Source organism: Paenibacillus sp. J22P218, from assembly GCF_056269195.1.
Genome location: NZ_JBWDNL010000002.1, coordinates 80,605 through 94,144, shown reverse-complemented (window position 1 = coordinate 94,144; position 13,540 = coordinate 80,605). Strand labels below are relative to the sequence as shown.

Below are 13,540 nucleotides of genomic sequence, written 5' to 3'. Positions count from 1 at the left end.
GCTTCCGTGTTCAATGCCTCACTTTAGCGAAAATGGACGGCATGACGAGCACCGAACGGCAAATCTAGCATTTAATAAATAATAGATTGAGATATGAATCAGAGAGGAGGTTCATTCTATGAGTAGCAATCAATATGCCAACAATCAATTTTCTCCGGATAATGTCGTCATGCTCGTATCCTATCCGAAATCGGGCAACACCTGGGTCAGATTCCTGCTCTCATCCTTATTGTTCGATCAGGCGACGGATTGGACCAACTTCCATAGGACGACCACATCTATTTATTATCCGGATTTCAACCTGGAGAAAGCCAGCCAGAGCAGTAATCCCTATATTGTAAAAAGCCATTCCGAATTCGACGGCAGATACGCAAAAGTGATTTATATCGTTCGGGATGTCCGCGATGTGGCTATATCGTTCTATTTCTATCATAAGAAAACCGTTCCGGAATACGATTTAAGCTTTGATCAATTTCTGCAGCATTTCTGCGCGGGCGGAATATGGCCGGGCAATTGGGACGAGCACGTGAACGGCTGGCTTAACCGCAAGGATGAGATCAAGAACGGCGTTCTTATCATAAAATACGAAGACCTTCACTCGCATACCGGCAGGACAACGAGGAAGATCATGAAGTTTCTCGGCATCAAAAAAAGCGCATTAGACATCTATCGCGCCATTCGTTGGTCTTCGTTCGACAATATGAAGAAGCTGGAGCTTGCCCAACAGGATCAGTGGGAAGAATATAAGGATACGAACAAAAATATCGCTTTTATGCGAAAAGGAATCGTTCATGAATGGAAGCAGCGATTGACGAACGAACAAATGAAAATGCTAACGGTTCGATACGGGCAGACGCTGCAAGATCTTGGATACGAAAGCGACATGCCCGCAGACGATGAGGATAGCCGCTCCTGACAGGAAGCGGCTTGTTGCGAATTATACTGCCGCAAGAGCGGCTGACATATAAAGCTGGTTGTTGGCTATCTGATCTGCCCTTGCCATATACGGCATAGATCGCAGATTGGCTGCCATGTTCTCCAAATATCCCGCTTCCAAAGTCGCTCCATCCAGCGAATAGAACAGCACGAACGGAGTAATCGCGTAGTTGATGGCCGCTTGCCGTACCTCGTGCTCGCCGGCCGACGGGATGGACACGTAATCGATTCTAGTATCCGGAATCAGTCTTAAGGCTTGAGCCGCGCTTCCATCAGGAGAAGTATCGATCAAGTAAATGCGGTAGTTGGAATAATTCTGATTCAACAGCTCTTCCAGCCTATTGACCATTTGTTCGGAAAAGCCGTTCACCGAATAGATGATGCTCGTCTCGGGAGCGATTCCTCGCCTCATGCGCGCAAGATGTTTGACCAGTTGATATTTGTAACGATTGTACCGGAATGAAGCAGGGTCGGTCTTAATCTTCAACGAATTGCTGAGAGGAGCGAACATCCGGTACGTGACCAAAGCCCTCGGCACATACTTAATGCTGCAATGTTCCGCCAACTTCAGCCAGAAATCGTAGTCCTCGACCGGTGTATGCTCATAGACGCCGGCCATTGCCGCATACTTCTTCTTGTACATGAACGATCCGTAGATGAAGTTATAGTCGAGCAGCTTCTCCTTTGGTTGATTCTGCCAAGTATTCGTATAGGCAAGAAACTGGCCTGTGCCTTGAATGAGTTTCATGCTGCTGTAGACCAACCCTACATGATCCGGGCTAAGCCGCAAGTTTCTTCTGAGCACTTTAATGAAATTGTTATGGTAAATGTTATCGCTGGCAACCCAAGTCAAGTACCGGATGCCCGGAACTCGGTTTAAGTAGTCGAACCCGACGTTCAGGGCATGCTCGGTGCCTCTATTTTGCGCGTAGGCGATGACGTGAATCCGCTTATCCCGTCTCGCCTCCATGCGCACGACTTGCTGCACCGCTGGGGTAACCCCGTCAATGACGATGACAAGCCTATAATTGCGGTATAGCTGGTTACGGATCGAACGAATGGCGGCGCGCAGATAATCTCTTCTTTGCACGTATACCGGAAGAACGATTCCTACATCAGGCACGGTTATTTCCTCCTCAAAAAGAACATGTTTGATTTCGCATAAGGATTTTTCACTTTGGGGAAAAGGCGAGTACGGTATCTGAATTTATGCCTTGCTTTCAGCATGACCGACCTGCCGGAATGGAAAAACGAATAGCTCCAAGGCAATTGATAATATCCTCTGAGCGGGCTAATCTCATGCAGATACCCGTTGACGAGCATTACCGTTGCATCGCTGATCGGCGCTTTCTCGTACCCTTCCTGCAAGAAGCTTACGTAATCAGGATTCCTAAGGACGCTGGAGTAATGAAACACTTTGAGCGGCTGGCTGTTCACAAGAAACGTGCCCGTATCCGAAATGCTAATGATGCGCTCATTCAAATTCCAAGGCCCCACGTTATAGCCTGGATGCGGAAATATATAGCCGCCGAATAATTGTGGTACGTAATCGAGCCACTTCTGGTCCGCATTCAGCCCTTTATCAACATCCAAATAACAACTTGTATCCAGCTTATGAGCCCACCACTTTAAAAAACGATTGGCTGCAGGCGATTTGCGCAAGGCGAACAAACCTGCATTGAATACCCCGTGACGGATAACGGCCGGCTTCGGTTGGAAGTTATGCGGCGTTAGTATGATCGGATAATAGTCCAATGCGTCGAGAAGTTCTGAAATATCGCCGTACAGCATCAGATCCGTATCCGTGTAAACATATTTGCTCTCTTGCGGAAACCGATTAAAGGCATATTGCATCAATCTCGCCTTGCAAGAGCACGGACCTTCAATTTCGCTATGCTTGAAAATATGGCGGTAGAATTGGGGAAAGCCGAGGTTTTTAGCCAATACGACATCGTCGAAAAGCGACATATAAGGCGCCAGCACGGATTTATTTTCTTCTACCAGACATAATACGATTTTCGCTCCGGGATAATATTGTTTAATGGAGCATGCCATCATAACGGCTAACCCAAGATGGTTATTCGTCGTAACGCTGCAAAAAATCATATGCTCTCTCCTATCTACTCTATTCTTGATCGCGGACGGCAGCGCGAAGGCATAACGCAAGTCCCTTCTCGATCGGGGTGGCCGCTTGCCAGCCAGGCAGCAGGATCCCTTTGCTCCAGGGCACCATGATCTCCCGGCTGCGATAGCCGCGCTCGCCCCACCCGATTGGCAGCTTTGTCCGCGTTACGTCTTCCAGCTTCTCTACCAGCTCTCTCAACGTGAGAGGCTTGCCGGTGGCGACAACGAACCGCTCGCTCTTCGCCGCGCGCCCGTCCAGCAATCTAGCCGCTGCCGCTGCATAAGCGTCCACGATGTCTTCAACATAGACCAAATCGAGCAGCTGCTCGCCTGGCGACATCGTAAGTCTACTGCCGCTATGATAAGCGGCGATAAGCAGAGGAACGATTTTGGGACGCGGATCGTCTGGCCCGTAACTGTCGTACAGCTCAAGCGTTGTGCAGCATAACGATGCCGTTTCCGTGTAATAAACGAGAATATCGTCAAAAGCTTGTTTCGTAGCCGCGTATAGGCTTTGCGGATTGTACGCTTCGTTGTCGTAGTGCTGCGAGTACGTCCCCGTATTGACGAGATACGGAACGCCATGCTTCGTCATGGCCTCTGCAAGCTGTGTTCCGAATATGATGTTGCTCTGCAGCATCGGCTCCAAGTTCGTCAGGTCATGCGTGACGGTAGCGAGCGAGGCCAGATGCACGACAATGTCGATATGCGATTCCGCGAACAGTTTGAGCAGGCTGGCCGTCGTTCCGTCATAAGGATGAACGCGGACGGCTCCTTGCGCAGCGCCTAACAAATCGAGCTTCGATTGCGGCCGTGCAACGATGTGGACGCGATATCCGCATTGCACCAGCCGTCTCGCCAGACGGGAACCGATGTAACCGGTCGCGCCCGTCAGCAAGAAGGAAGGCATCTCGCTCACGGCAATCGCCCGCTTCGGTCCAACGTCTCGTATTCGTGAATTTGCTCCAAGCATAGTTCCGTGACATTCTCTAAACCCTGATACCGCTTATGCCACTCTACGATCTTGCCGACTGCCTCCGACAGGTCCCATTTCGGCTTCCACCCCAATATCGTCTTGGCTTTGGAGCAATCAAGTTTAAGCAAGGTCGCTTCGTGGGGCTGAGGCTGCACTTCGAATTGAAGATCTACTCCTTCCCCCCATTTCTCGCCAAGCTGGCCGACGACCCACTCAACGGGTTGCACGGAGTCATCGTCGGGTCCGAAGTTCCATGAGCCGCTGTAGCGGGAGCCCTCCATCGCCAGCTTCTCGGCCAGCCGCATATATCCGCTAAGCGGCTCCAGTACGTGCTGCCAAGGACGAACGGCATGCCGGTTGCGAAGCGTGATCGCCTCTCCTGCATCGATGGCGCGCAGAACGTCCGGTATAAGCCTGTCGCTTGCCCAATCGCCTCCGCCGATTACATTGCCTGCTCTGGCTGTTGCTATCGACGTGCCGCCGCGATTCTTGAAGAAGGAATTCCAATAGCTGTTCGTCACGAGCTCCGAGCAAGCCTTGCTGTTGGAGTAAGGATCATAGCCGCCGAGAACGTCGGTCTCCCGATAGCCCCATATCCATTCCTTGTTCTCGTAGCATTTGTCCGTCGTCACGTTCACGACTGCCTTGACAGGCTTGCCGGCCTCGCTCAATTGCTTCACCGAATCAAGCAGATAAACGGTGCCAAGCACGTTCACTTCATACGTCTCTACGGGAAGATTGTACGATTCTCGCACAAGCGGCTGAGCGGCCATATGGAACACAATGTCCGGCTCGGCCGAGAACAATGCCTCGCGCAGCTTCGTCCTGTCTCTTATATCCCCTATAACGGAATGGATCCGCGAATCGAGACGGCTTAAACGAAACAAGGAAGGCGTCGTAGGTGCATCCAGCGCATAACCCGTCACTTTAGCGCCTAGCGAGTCTAACCAAATACTGAGCCACGAACCCTTGAATCCCGTATGTCCGGTAATGAATACTTTTTTTCCATTCCAGAAGTTTGCTCCGTTCATCGCAATCACCATTTGCCCCATGGCGCTTTTTTGTTTTTGCACAGCTCATCCAAATACGTTTTGTCCCTGAGCGTATCCATCGGATGCCAGAAGCCTGCGTGCGGATAAGCCATCAGATTTCCTTCTGCCGCCAGCCTTTCGAGCGTCTCCCGCTCCAGAATGGAGTGATCGCCTTCAATGTAATCCAGAACCTCCGGCTGCATAACGAAGAAGCCCGCATTAATCCACCCGCCGTCACCTTTCATTTTCTCGGTAAAGCCCTCTACCTTTTGCTTCCCGTCAATCTTCAAGGAACCGAACCGTCCCGGAGGCTGCACCGCTGTTACCGTTGCCGCTTTGCCATGTTCCTGATGGTAGCGCACCAGCTCGCTGATGTTGATATCCGCCACGCCGTCGCCGTAGGTCAGCATGAAGGGCTCGTCGCCGATATAGTCTTTGACCCGCTTCACCCTTCCACCCGTCAACGTATCCTTGCCCGTCTCTACGAGCGTAACCCGCCATGGCTCGGCAACGTAATGATGCGTCTTCATGAGTCCTTCATTGCTGAAATCGAAAGTGACGTCCGAGTTGTGAAGCGCGTAATTGGCGAAATATTGCTTGATTTTGTCTCCCTTATATCCTAGGCAAACAATGAAATCATTGAATCCGTATGAGGAATAGATTTTGAGAATATGCCATAGTATCGGTTTGCCGCCGATCTCGATCATCGGCTTGGGCGTCAATACGGATTCTTCGCTAATTCTCGTACCGTAGCCGCCCGCAAGGATAACAACCTTCATATTCGTAACGGGAGCATGCTCAGTCATTGTTGTTCCCTCCTGTTGTTCAAGCGGCTACACCTTGCTTGGATACGTGTCCGGCCTATCCGCTTGAAAGATTTCATTTGCCCAAAACAATACGATCAGCTCTTCCTCCGAGGCGTTCTCGATCGAATGCGTATATCCGGGAGGAATGTCGAGAACGACTCTCTTGTCTTCCGATAGTTCATAGGAGAATACGGAATCCTCAAAAATATGCCTGAATTTTACGATCGCCTTGCCCTTGATGACGCAGAACTTCTCCACTTTCGAATTGTGGTAATGATGCCCCCGCTCTACCCCTCTAAAGGATGTGGAGACGAATATTTGTCCAGCGGCTTCGGATTTGATGACTTCGAATAAGCTGCCTCTATGGTCGTGGAAAGATTTGATTTCGTAGGAAAAGTCGTCTCGCGGCAAGTAGGAAAGGTAGGTCGAATACAAATTTTTCGTCAAAGGATCGTTTAGAAGCGGTAGTATTCCTGTCTCGCGGAGTTGTTTAAATGCCGTTATTGTATGCGCCAGCTCTCCCAGCGTAACGGCAAAGGTAGGGGATATTGCGGAATAGGGGCCGTCGGCTCTCTCGTTCTCGCCTAGCAGCCCTATGAATCGGCCGACGACATCGTCGACATAAGCGAGCTCCAGTTGCTTGTTCGGATCGCTAATCGTAATGGGTAAACCTCTGGCAATATTGTGGCAGAACGTGGAGACGACCGAGTTGTAATTCGGCTTGCTCCATTTGCCGAATAGATTCGGCAGCCTGAAAATATAGATGGGCGCGTCGGTTTCCTCCCCGAACCGAAGCAACGCATCTTCAGCTGCTTTCTTGCTTCTGCCGTAAGCATTCGCATTCGAAGCTTGAATCGTTGACGCATAGACGACTTTTGGCGATCTATCGTGTTTTCGCAACAAGCCCGTGATCGCGTTCATTAATTCCTCATTCATATAAAAGTCGGCTTCCCGCTCTGTACGATTGATTCCTGCCAGATGATACACGACATCAGCCTTGACCAAGAGCTGCTCGAGCTCCTCGATGCTGTTTTCCCTTCCATAGGAATGGATCCGGGCATCGCTCGACCGGCTAAGCCCTTCCAGCAGATTTCTCCCCAGAAATCCGTTTGCTCCTGTGACCAATACATTCACCTGGACATTCTCCTTTCCGTTATACTTGCATCCCCTATTGCTCTGTCTAGTATATGTTGCATCGGCTAGATTGCGATTGATGCTAGAAAAATAAGGCTACTATCGGCTGGTTGAAAAACTATATTCAAAGAAATAGATCATAGCCGATAGCAGTCGGCAAAGACAGCGAATAACTTGGAGAATATCCATTAATTCGTCAGAGAGGAGGCAATTTCATGGCGGATGTAGGCATTGTTATGCCTGTATATAAGCAAAAAACGAGTTTTCTGCAGGCTGCCATTCGTTCCGTATTGAAACAAAGGTATAGAAACTTCAGACTTATTATCGTAATAGACGGTATAACTGCCAATGTGGTAAGAACGGTGCGTAGAGAGACTCGAAGAGATTCACGCGTGAAAGTAGTCTCGTATCGGGTCAATAGGGGAACAAGCCATGCGTTGAATACAGGCTTCGGCATGCTTATGGGCGATCCCGGCATTCAGTATCTTACTTGGGTATCTAGCGACAATATTTATTTCCCTCAATATGTCGGCACATTGCGCCAAAGCCTCTTGGAAGCTCCCGAGCACGTAGGCTTCGCATACAGCAGCTGCTATCATATCAACAACCTTGGCAAAACCCTCCACTCTCCTGCCCGGCAGGCGCTACTGCGCCAGTGGAGAGGACAGCCCATCGAGAACCTGATCGAATCTTGTTTTATCGGTGCCTCTTTCATGTATCGCGCCTCAGTGGCAAACGCCGTCGGCGAGTATCGGTATACGCCCGTGGAGGATTACGATTACTGGCTTCGGCTGACCGAGCAGTGCGGCACGGTCTTCCTTCCCGTCGAATTGATGAAGTATCGCGTTCATTCCACCTTCAGCATGTCTAGAAAACTAGCAAGTTCAACCCTTCTATATCGAAGCAAACGATATATTTCCCAGCTAATTCGCTTGGAAGCCCGCCAAAGACGCCAAATCCCGCTCGAAACGACGATCATCCTCACGTACTCGGGCACACCTAACCAGCTCGAAAGATTAAACCAGCTGCTAGAGCAGAGCTACTTCAATTTCCTCTGCATCGTCATCGATCAATCGCCGAATCAGGAGCTGCATCCACCGGTCATAAAATTGCCGGATCCAAGAGTCCACTATATCAGCATGCCAATGGCTTCCGATCAAGACGTCTTCTTGAAAGCCCGGGAACTAACGACATCTCCCTACTTGCTGTTTTACAGAGACGCTGCTCCGCTTCCGAAAGACTTCATGCGAAGCGCGGTCTGGTCGTTGTACGGCCAACTGCAATCCGGCTATGACGATCCTGCGAAGCCTTTGTTCAACCAGCTTCATCTGAGTGACCGTTTGTTTGAACTCATGGTTAACCATTTATATCCGGAGGCGGTATAACGTGAAAAAATTGAAAGTGATGACGGTGCTAGGTACACGACCGGAGATTATCCGGTTGTCTGCCGTAATCAAAGCGTGCGACATATATTTCGATCACGTCTTCGTGCACACCGGACAAAACTGGGATCCTAAGCTGAACGACATCTTTTTTGAAGATCTTCGGCTCCGCAAGCCCGATTATTATTTGAACGTCGTCGGCCAGCATCTCGGCGAAACCATTGGCAACGTCATTGCCCGCTCCTATGAGCTAATGGAGCGCGAGAAGCCGGATGCCGTGTTGCTTCTCGGCGATACGAACAGCGCGCTTGGCGCCATTGCCGCCAAACGGCTCAAAATACCGATTTTCCACATGGAGGCCGGCAACCGCTGCTTCGACCAGAACGTGCCGGAGGAGACAAACCGACGGATCGTTGACCATATCAGCGACGTTAACCTGCCCTATACGGAGCATAGCAGACGGTATCTGTTGGCCGAGGGCATACGCAAGGAACATATTTTCGTAACCGGTTCGCCGATGACTGAAGTGATACGCGATTTCCAGAAAGAGATCGATGAGCGGGATATTATCGATAAACTCGGCCTTGAGCGGAACAAATATATCGTACTTAGCGCTCACCGCGAAGAAAATCTAGATATCGACGCTCAGCTTTTCTCGCTTATGAATGCCGTGAACGACGTGGCCGAGCAATTCGGTTTTCCCATTGTTTACACCGCCCACCCGAGGTCGCTCAAAAAGTTGGAAGCGAAGCAGATCGTTCTTCATCCGCTCGTGCAGATTCATCAGCCCTTCGGCTTTCTGGACTACAACCAGCTTCAGCAGCACGCCTTTTGCGTATTGTCCGACAGCGGCACATTAAGCGAGGAGTCCGCCATTCTGAATTTTCCTGGCGTCTTGATTCGCACAAGTACCGAACGTCCCGAAGTGCTCGACAAGGGGACGATCGTAATCGGCGGCGTTACGGGAGAGCATTTGGTGAAGTCCATTACGCTCGCAGTCGGCATTCATGCCCAGAAAGCGGTCAATTTACCAACGCCGCCGGATTACGCCGACACGAACGTTTCCATTAAAGTCGTCAAACTCATTCAGAGCTATACCCCGATCATTAACAAAGTGATCTGGAATAAATAAATGCTTGCCGCGCCATCGTTCAGCGCTAAGACTTGAAGGCATACAAGGAGGATTCACCATGTTTACGAACAAAACGATACTCGTTACTGGAGGTACGGGCTCTTGGGGGCAAGAGTTGACGCGGAAGCTGCTGATCGAGAAGCCGAAGGAAATTAGAATTTTCTCCCGTAACGAATTTACGCAAGTCGAGATGAAACGAAAGTTCAACAGCCCCGTTCTAAACTTCCTGATCGGCGATATTCGTGATTACGAGGCCGTATCCGACGCTTGTCAGAACGTCGATTATGTGTTCCATCTGGCAGCGCTCAAGCATGTTCCGATTTGTGAATATCAGCCGCTGGAAGCGCTCAAGACGAACGTCAACGGCACGCAGAACATTATTCGCGCCAGCATCGAGAATGGCGTAGACAAAGTGATCGACGTCTCGACCGATAAGGCGGTTGACCCGATCAACTTCTACGGCTTGACGAAGGCGATCGGAGAGAAGCTGATCATCAAAGCGAATGATCTTAGCGAGCACACTCGTTTCGTATGCATTCGAGGCGGCAACGTCCTTGGAACAAATGGCAGCGTCGTCCCTTTATTCAAACAGCAAATTTTGGAAGGCAAGCCTCTCACCCTTACGGATAAGGAGATGACCCGCTTCTTCCTTACAATTCCTGAGGCGATCGAGCTTCTTATCAAAGCCGCTTCCGCAGCCATCGGCGGAGAGACGTTCGTAATGAAGATGCCGGCTTGCAAAATCACCGATCTCATTGAAGTGCTGAAGTCGGTCTTCGGCCAAACGAGCCTCCCCGTCAAGGAAATCGGGATGCGGGAAGGCGAGAAGCTGCACGAAGTGCTCATCTCCCGCACCGAGTCGCAGACGACCTATCAATATGACAAACAATATTACGTTATTTTACCCTCCCATTCCGCCGAAAAGCTATTGAACCAGTACAACCATCTAAACAAAATCAGCTTCCCCTACTTCCAATCTGATCAGGAGCTGATGTCTCATGAAGAAATCAAGCTGCTGCTTCAGAAAGGAAAATTCATTTAATCCTATCGACGAGGTGATCATATGATAAAGGAAGCTAACCTCTCCAATAGGACGATCAACGGCGTAACCATCATTACGAGCACGAACAAGCCCCAATACATGAATAATGTATTCGACAATTACATCCGCCAGCTGCTTCCTAACAAACAGCTGATCATTGTATTGAACAGCAGCGTGATCGATTCAGGCCCTTGGGTTGAGAAAGCGAAGGCGTACCCGGACGTCCATGTCTATCAGTTGCCCGAATCCGTTTCGCTTGGGGAATGTCTCAACTTTGCCGCCGATCGAAGCGGGTACAACGTCATTGCCAAATTCGATGATGACGACTTCTATACGAAATATTATTTGACGTCTTCCTTGCGTGCCATGCGGCTCAAAAACGTCGATATGGTCGGAAAGCGCTCGGTACTCACTTACTTCGTGGATGACAAGACGCTCATCCTTCGTTTTCCTGGACACGAAAACAGCTATCAAAATTATGTCGCCGGAGGCACGATGGTCATTCGCAAGAGTGCTTTCCAGCGCGTGCGGTTCGGTGCCATATCGCTTGGCGAAGACGTCGATTTCATGACCCGCTTCCGGCGCCAGGGCTACAGAACGTATGCGACAAGCCGTCATAATTACGTCTACATGCGTAAGTCCGATCCGGGCATGCATACGTGGAAGCCGTTGAAATCCTACTTGATGAAGACGGGAAGATTCATCGCCCGGACAACAAACATTCGCAAATATGCGCTTAAAAAAAGATAACCGCACACGACCGCGCTGCCTGAAGGCGGCCCGGCGCGCTTATCGTCGAGGGGTGATTCCGCTTGATTCGCAAAGCGATTATTCCGGCAGCAGGCTACGGAATACGCAATCTGCCGGCAACAAAGGTCATTCCAAAGGAGTTATTTCCGATCGGCAACAAGCCTGCGATTGATTACGTCGTTGCCGAAGCGGTACAAGCGGGAGTTACGGATATTCTCATTGTCCTGTCCCGGAACAAGACGGAAGTGATGAATTACTTCGATCGTTCTCCAGAGCTGGAATCCTACTTGATAGAACGCCAGAAGGAGAGCTTGCTTCCGCTTATCGCTCCGACCACGCTCCGCATCCAATACGTCCGGCAGCAGGATCCACTCGGCCTCGGTCACGCGATTCAGCTTGGCGAGTCTTTCGCGGCCGGCGAGCCGTTTGCCATCATGCTTCCTGACCAGATTAGTTTAAGCCGGACATCGATGCTTTCACCACTAATCAAATGTTTTGAGCAATACCGTGCCAATGTCATCGGACTGCAGAGTATGAAGCAGGAGCTGCTGATCAATTACGGCGTTGTATCGGCTTCGCGTATTAAAGCGCGCACGTACGACATCGACTCGATCGTCGAGAAGCCAAGCGTCCCTCCTTCTCAGCTAGCCGTGATGGGCCGCTATATCGTCAAACCGAGCATTTTCGACAAGCTGCGCCAGACAAAGCCCGGCGTTAATGGTGAAATTCAATTAACCGATGCGCTCAACAACGCTTGCCAATCGAGCAGGATGATCGGTTATGCGTACAACGAACGTTGGTACGATACAAGCATCGAAGAACAATATATAAAGCTGCAGCATAGGGCGCTTCAACTAAAAACAAGAAATAATAAATAGAGGCAGAATGGCTCTCGATTTCAGGGAGCTGTTCTGCCTATCGCTTTATTCTGTTAAAGCAAAAATCCGTTAACGGCTTCGAGCAGGCGCTAAGCTGCTGACACCGAAAACGGATCGTTGCCTTACATCAGGTGGATATCAATAACGCGTTTTTAAAAGCGGCTTAGAGATCCTTCTCTTAAAGGATGGGACAGCTCTTCTGCTGCCTGCCTTCAGTCGGTTTTTCTTTCTTAGCGGTTTGCGTGTGGGACGTAAGTCAACATTAGAGGACGATCTGTAGTAGGAGGCTCCAGGCTGGAAGAACCCGTTGTTAAGCTGGAACGGATTATCAATGACCGGATTATCGTAGTAATTGCTGCGGAACGCTTGCTTGGCTTCCTTGCCGATGATCTCTCCGCTTGCAAAGCTGCCGAAGCTCCAGGACATAGCGGTTCCGAGACCATTAGCCGCCTCGGCCACCTCAAGGGCGTAATTTTGATAAATCTGACTATACTGCCAAGCTTTGTTATCGTCCAGCCACCTTGCAGCCGTAGCAAGCTCTGGCGAGAAGTGGATGAAGCGAAGCGGTTTGCCATTAACCGTATAAGCGTCTTTGGCATTCTGTTCAATATTCCATCGCTCTACTAGATTTCGATGCTCTATGCCATAGCCGTTATGACGAAGCGTATGAACATTATCGAAGTAGATCGGCGCCAAATCCAGATACGAATATTCGTTGCCTGCGTAACGCTCCGATATTTTACTCCACCAAGCCAAGAAACGTTTGGCCTCGGAATGCCTTGTTAAGGCTACCATACCTGAGCTGTATATGCCTGCCTTGCCTGCTTCCATTTGCCAATCCCATTCCATGAAGTCAGAGTTCGTATGATGTCCGGCAATTACAATGGGATGCTGCTTCGGAATTTCGGTAAGCTCGCTGAGCGGGGAGTAAATCCTAGTATTCGAATCCAAATAAACGAGCAGCTGCTCTTGAACATAACGATCGTAAATATAGCTCATAAGCGGAGCTTTGCTTGCATTTTTCGCTTCCTGTTCATCATATTGAAACCAGAACTTCGATAGATTCGGGTACTGCAGCACGTTATTCATCAAAATAACCTCATCAAAATACGGACACTGGGATACATGGGCAGGCAGTGTACTTTCCACAATCCCCACGACAATTGTCGTTCCGGGCATATGTTCCTTAACCGACTTAGCCAATACAATCGCATTCGGCAAATCACGAGCTGAAGCAACCGTCCCAATAATCATTCAGGGCTCACTATACGATAGGAAGATAGTCGATGCGCATTCACTTTTGCAGATCTCTCCTCTCTTCCTTTAGTATATGATTGTCCCCGATCATA

Annotated in this window: 13 protein-coding genes; 6 read left to right on the top strand and 7 right to left on the bottom strand. The window is 49.9% G+C overall.

What is annotated here, in order from left to right; genetic code table 11:
* Positions 1-118: 118 nt before the first annotated feature.
* Positions 119-916, top strand: a complete 798-nt coding sequence (locus AC0YN0_RS09170; protein ID WP_475820996.1) for a sulfotransferase domain-containing protein — start codon at positions 119-121, stop codon at positions 914-916.
* 21 nt (positions 917-937) lie between these two features.
* Here AC0YN0_RS09170 and AC0YN0_RS09165 read toward each other — a convergent pair whose 3' ends face one another.
* The 6 genes from AC0YN0_RS09165 to AC0YN0_RS09140 are packed head-to-tail and all read right to left on the bottom strand — an operon-like array spanning position 938 to position 7,007.
* Positions 938-2,059 (bottom strand): glycosyltransferase family 2 protein, encoded by a 1,122-nt coding sequence (locus tag AC0YN0_RS09165; RefSeq protein ID WP_475820995.1) that lies wholly within the window; start codon positions 2,057-2,059, stop codon positions 938-940.
* A 2-nt stretch (positions 2,060-2,061) separates the two neighbouring features.
* Entirely contained in the window at positions 2,062-3,042 is a 981-nt protein-coding gene (locus AC0YN0_RS09160) for a hypothetical protein (protein WP_475820994.1), read from the bottom strand.
* A 19-nt stretch (positions 3,043-3,061) separates the two neighbouring features.
* Positions 3,062-3,970, bottom strand: a complete 909-nt coding sequence (locus tag AC0YN0_RS09155) for an NAD-dependent epimerase/dehydratase family protein (protein ID WP_475821880.1) — start codon at positions 3,968-3,970, stop codon at positions 3,062-3,064.
* A gap of 5 nt (positions 3,971-3,975) precedes the next feature.
* On the bottom strand, positions 3,976-5,067 hold the full coding sequence (gene rfbG / locus AC0YN0_RS09150; RefSeq protein WP_475821879.1) for a CDP-glucose 4,6-dehydratase: 1,092 nt from the start codon (positions 5,065-5,067) through the stop codon (positions 3,976-3,978).
* 5 nt (positions 5,068-5,072) lie between these two features.
* Positions 5,073-5,846 carry a glucose-1-phosphate cytidylyltransferase gene (rfbF, locus tag AC0YN0_RS09145; RefSeq protein ID WP_475821878.1) on the bottom strand — a complete coding sequence of 258 codons (774 nt, stop codon included), beginning with the start codon at positions 5,844-5,846 and terminating at the stop codon, positions 5,073-5,075.
* 54 nt (positions 5,847-5,900) lie between these two features.
* Positions 5,901-7,007 (bottom strand): polysaccharide biosynthesis C-terminal domain-containing protein, encoded by a 1,107-nt coding sequence (locus AC0YN0_RS09140; protein WP_475820993.1) that lies wholly within the window; start codon positions 7,005-7,007, stop codon positions 5,901-5,903.
* 215 nt (positions 7,008-7,222) lie between these two features.
* Between AC0YN0_RS09140 and AC0YN0_RS09135 the strand changes: the two genes are divergently transcribed.
* The 5 genes from AC0YN0_RS09135 (at position 7,223) to AC0YN0_RS09115 (ending at position 12,191) form a co-directional block, all read left to right on the top strand.
* Positions 7,223-8,392, top strand: a complete 1,170-nt coding sequence (locus tag AC0YN0_RS09135) for a glycosyltransferase (RefSeq protein WP_475820992.1) — start codon at positions 7,223-7,225, stop codon at positions 8,390-8,392.
* A 1-nt stretch (position 8,393) separates the two neighbouring features.
* Entirely contained in the window at positions 8,394-9,521 is a 1,128-nt protein-coding gene (gene wecB, locus AC0YN0_RS09130) for a non-hydrolyzing UDP-N-acetylglucosamine 2-epimerase (RefSeq protein WP_475820991.1), read from the top strand.
* Between the two features lie 58 nt (positions 9,522-9,579).
* Positions 9,580-10,563 carry a polysaccharide biosynthesis protein gene (locus tag AC0YN0_RS09125; protein WP_475820990.1) on the top strand — a complete coding sequence of 328 codons (984 nt, stop codon included), beginning with the start codon at positions 9,580-9,582 and terminating at the stop codon, positions 10,561-10,563.
* Between the two features lie 21 nt (positions 10,564-10,584).
* Positions 10,585-11,313, top strand: a complete 729-nt coding sequence (locus AC0YN0_RS09120) for a glycosyltransferase family 2 protein (protein WP_475820989.1) — start codon at positions 10,585-10,587, stop codon at positions 11,311-11,313.
* Between the two features lie 62 nt (positions 11,314-11,375).
* On the top strand, positions 11,376-12,191 hold the full coding sequence (locus AC0YN0_RS09115; protein ID WP_475820988.1) for a UTP--glucose-1-phosphate uridylyltransferase: 816 nt from the start codon (positions 11,376-11,378) through the stop codon (positions 12,189-12,191).
* 138 nt (positions 12,192-12,329) lie between these two features.
* Here AC0YN0_RS09115 and AC0YN0_RS09110 read toward each other — a convergent pair whose 3' ends face one another.
* On the bottom strand, positions 12,330-13,445 hold the full coding sequence (locus tag AC0YN0_RS09110) for a hypothetical protein (protein ID WP_475820987.1): 1,116 nt from the start codon (positions 13,443-13,445) through the stop codon (positions 12,330-12,332).
* Positions 13,446-13,540 lie beyond the last annotated feature (95 nt).

Coding starts and splice junctions, on each gene's coding strand:
- AC0YN0_RS09170 (WP_475820996.1), top strand. CDS start 119: ATGAGTAGCAATCAATATGCCAACAATCAATTTTCTCCGGATAATGTC.
- AC0YN0_RS09160 (WP_475820994.1), bottom strand. CDS start 3,042: ATGATTTTTTGCAGCGTTACGACGAATAACCATCTTGGGTTAGCCGTT.
- AC0YN0_RS09155 (WP_475821880.1), bottom strand. CDS start 3,970: ATGCCTTCCTTCTTGCTGACGGGCGCGACCGGTTACATCGGTTCCCGT.
- rfbG (WP_475821879.1), bottom strand. CDS start 5,067: ATGAACGGAGCAAACTTCTGGAATGGAAAAAAAGTATTCATTACCGGA.
- rfbF (WP_475821878.1), bottom strand. CDS start 5,846: ATGAAGGTTGTTATCCTTGCGGGCGGCTACGGTACGAGAATTAGCGAA.
- AC0YN0_RS09135 (WP_475820992.1), top strand. CDS start 7,223: ATGGCGGATGTAGGCATTGTTATGCCTGTATATAAGCAAAAAACGAGT.
- AC0YN0_RS09125 (WP_475820990.1), top strand. CDS start 9,580: ATGTTTACGAACAAAACGATACTCGTTACTGGAGGTACGGGCTCTTGG.
- AC0YN0_RS09120 (WP_475820989.1), top strand. CDS start 10,585: ATGATAAAGGAAGCTAACCTCTCCAATAGGACGATCAACGGCGTAACC.
- AC0YN0_RS09110 (WP_475820987.1), bottom strand. CDS start 13,445: ATGATTATTGGGACGGTTGCTTCAGCTCGTGATTTGCCGAATGCGATT.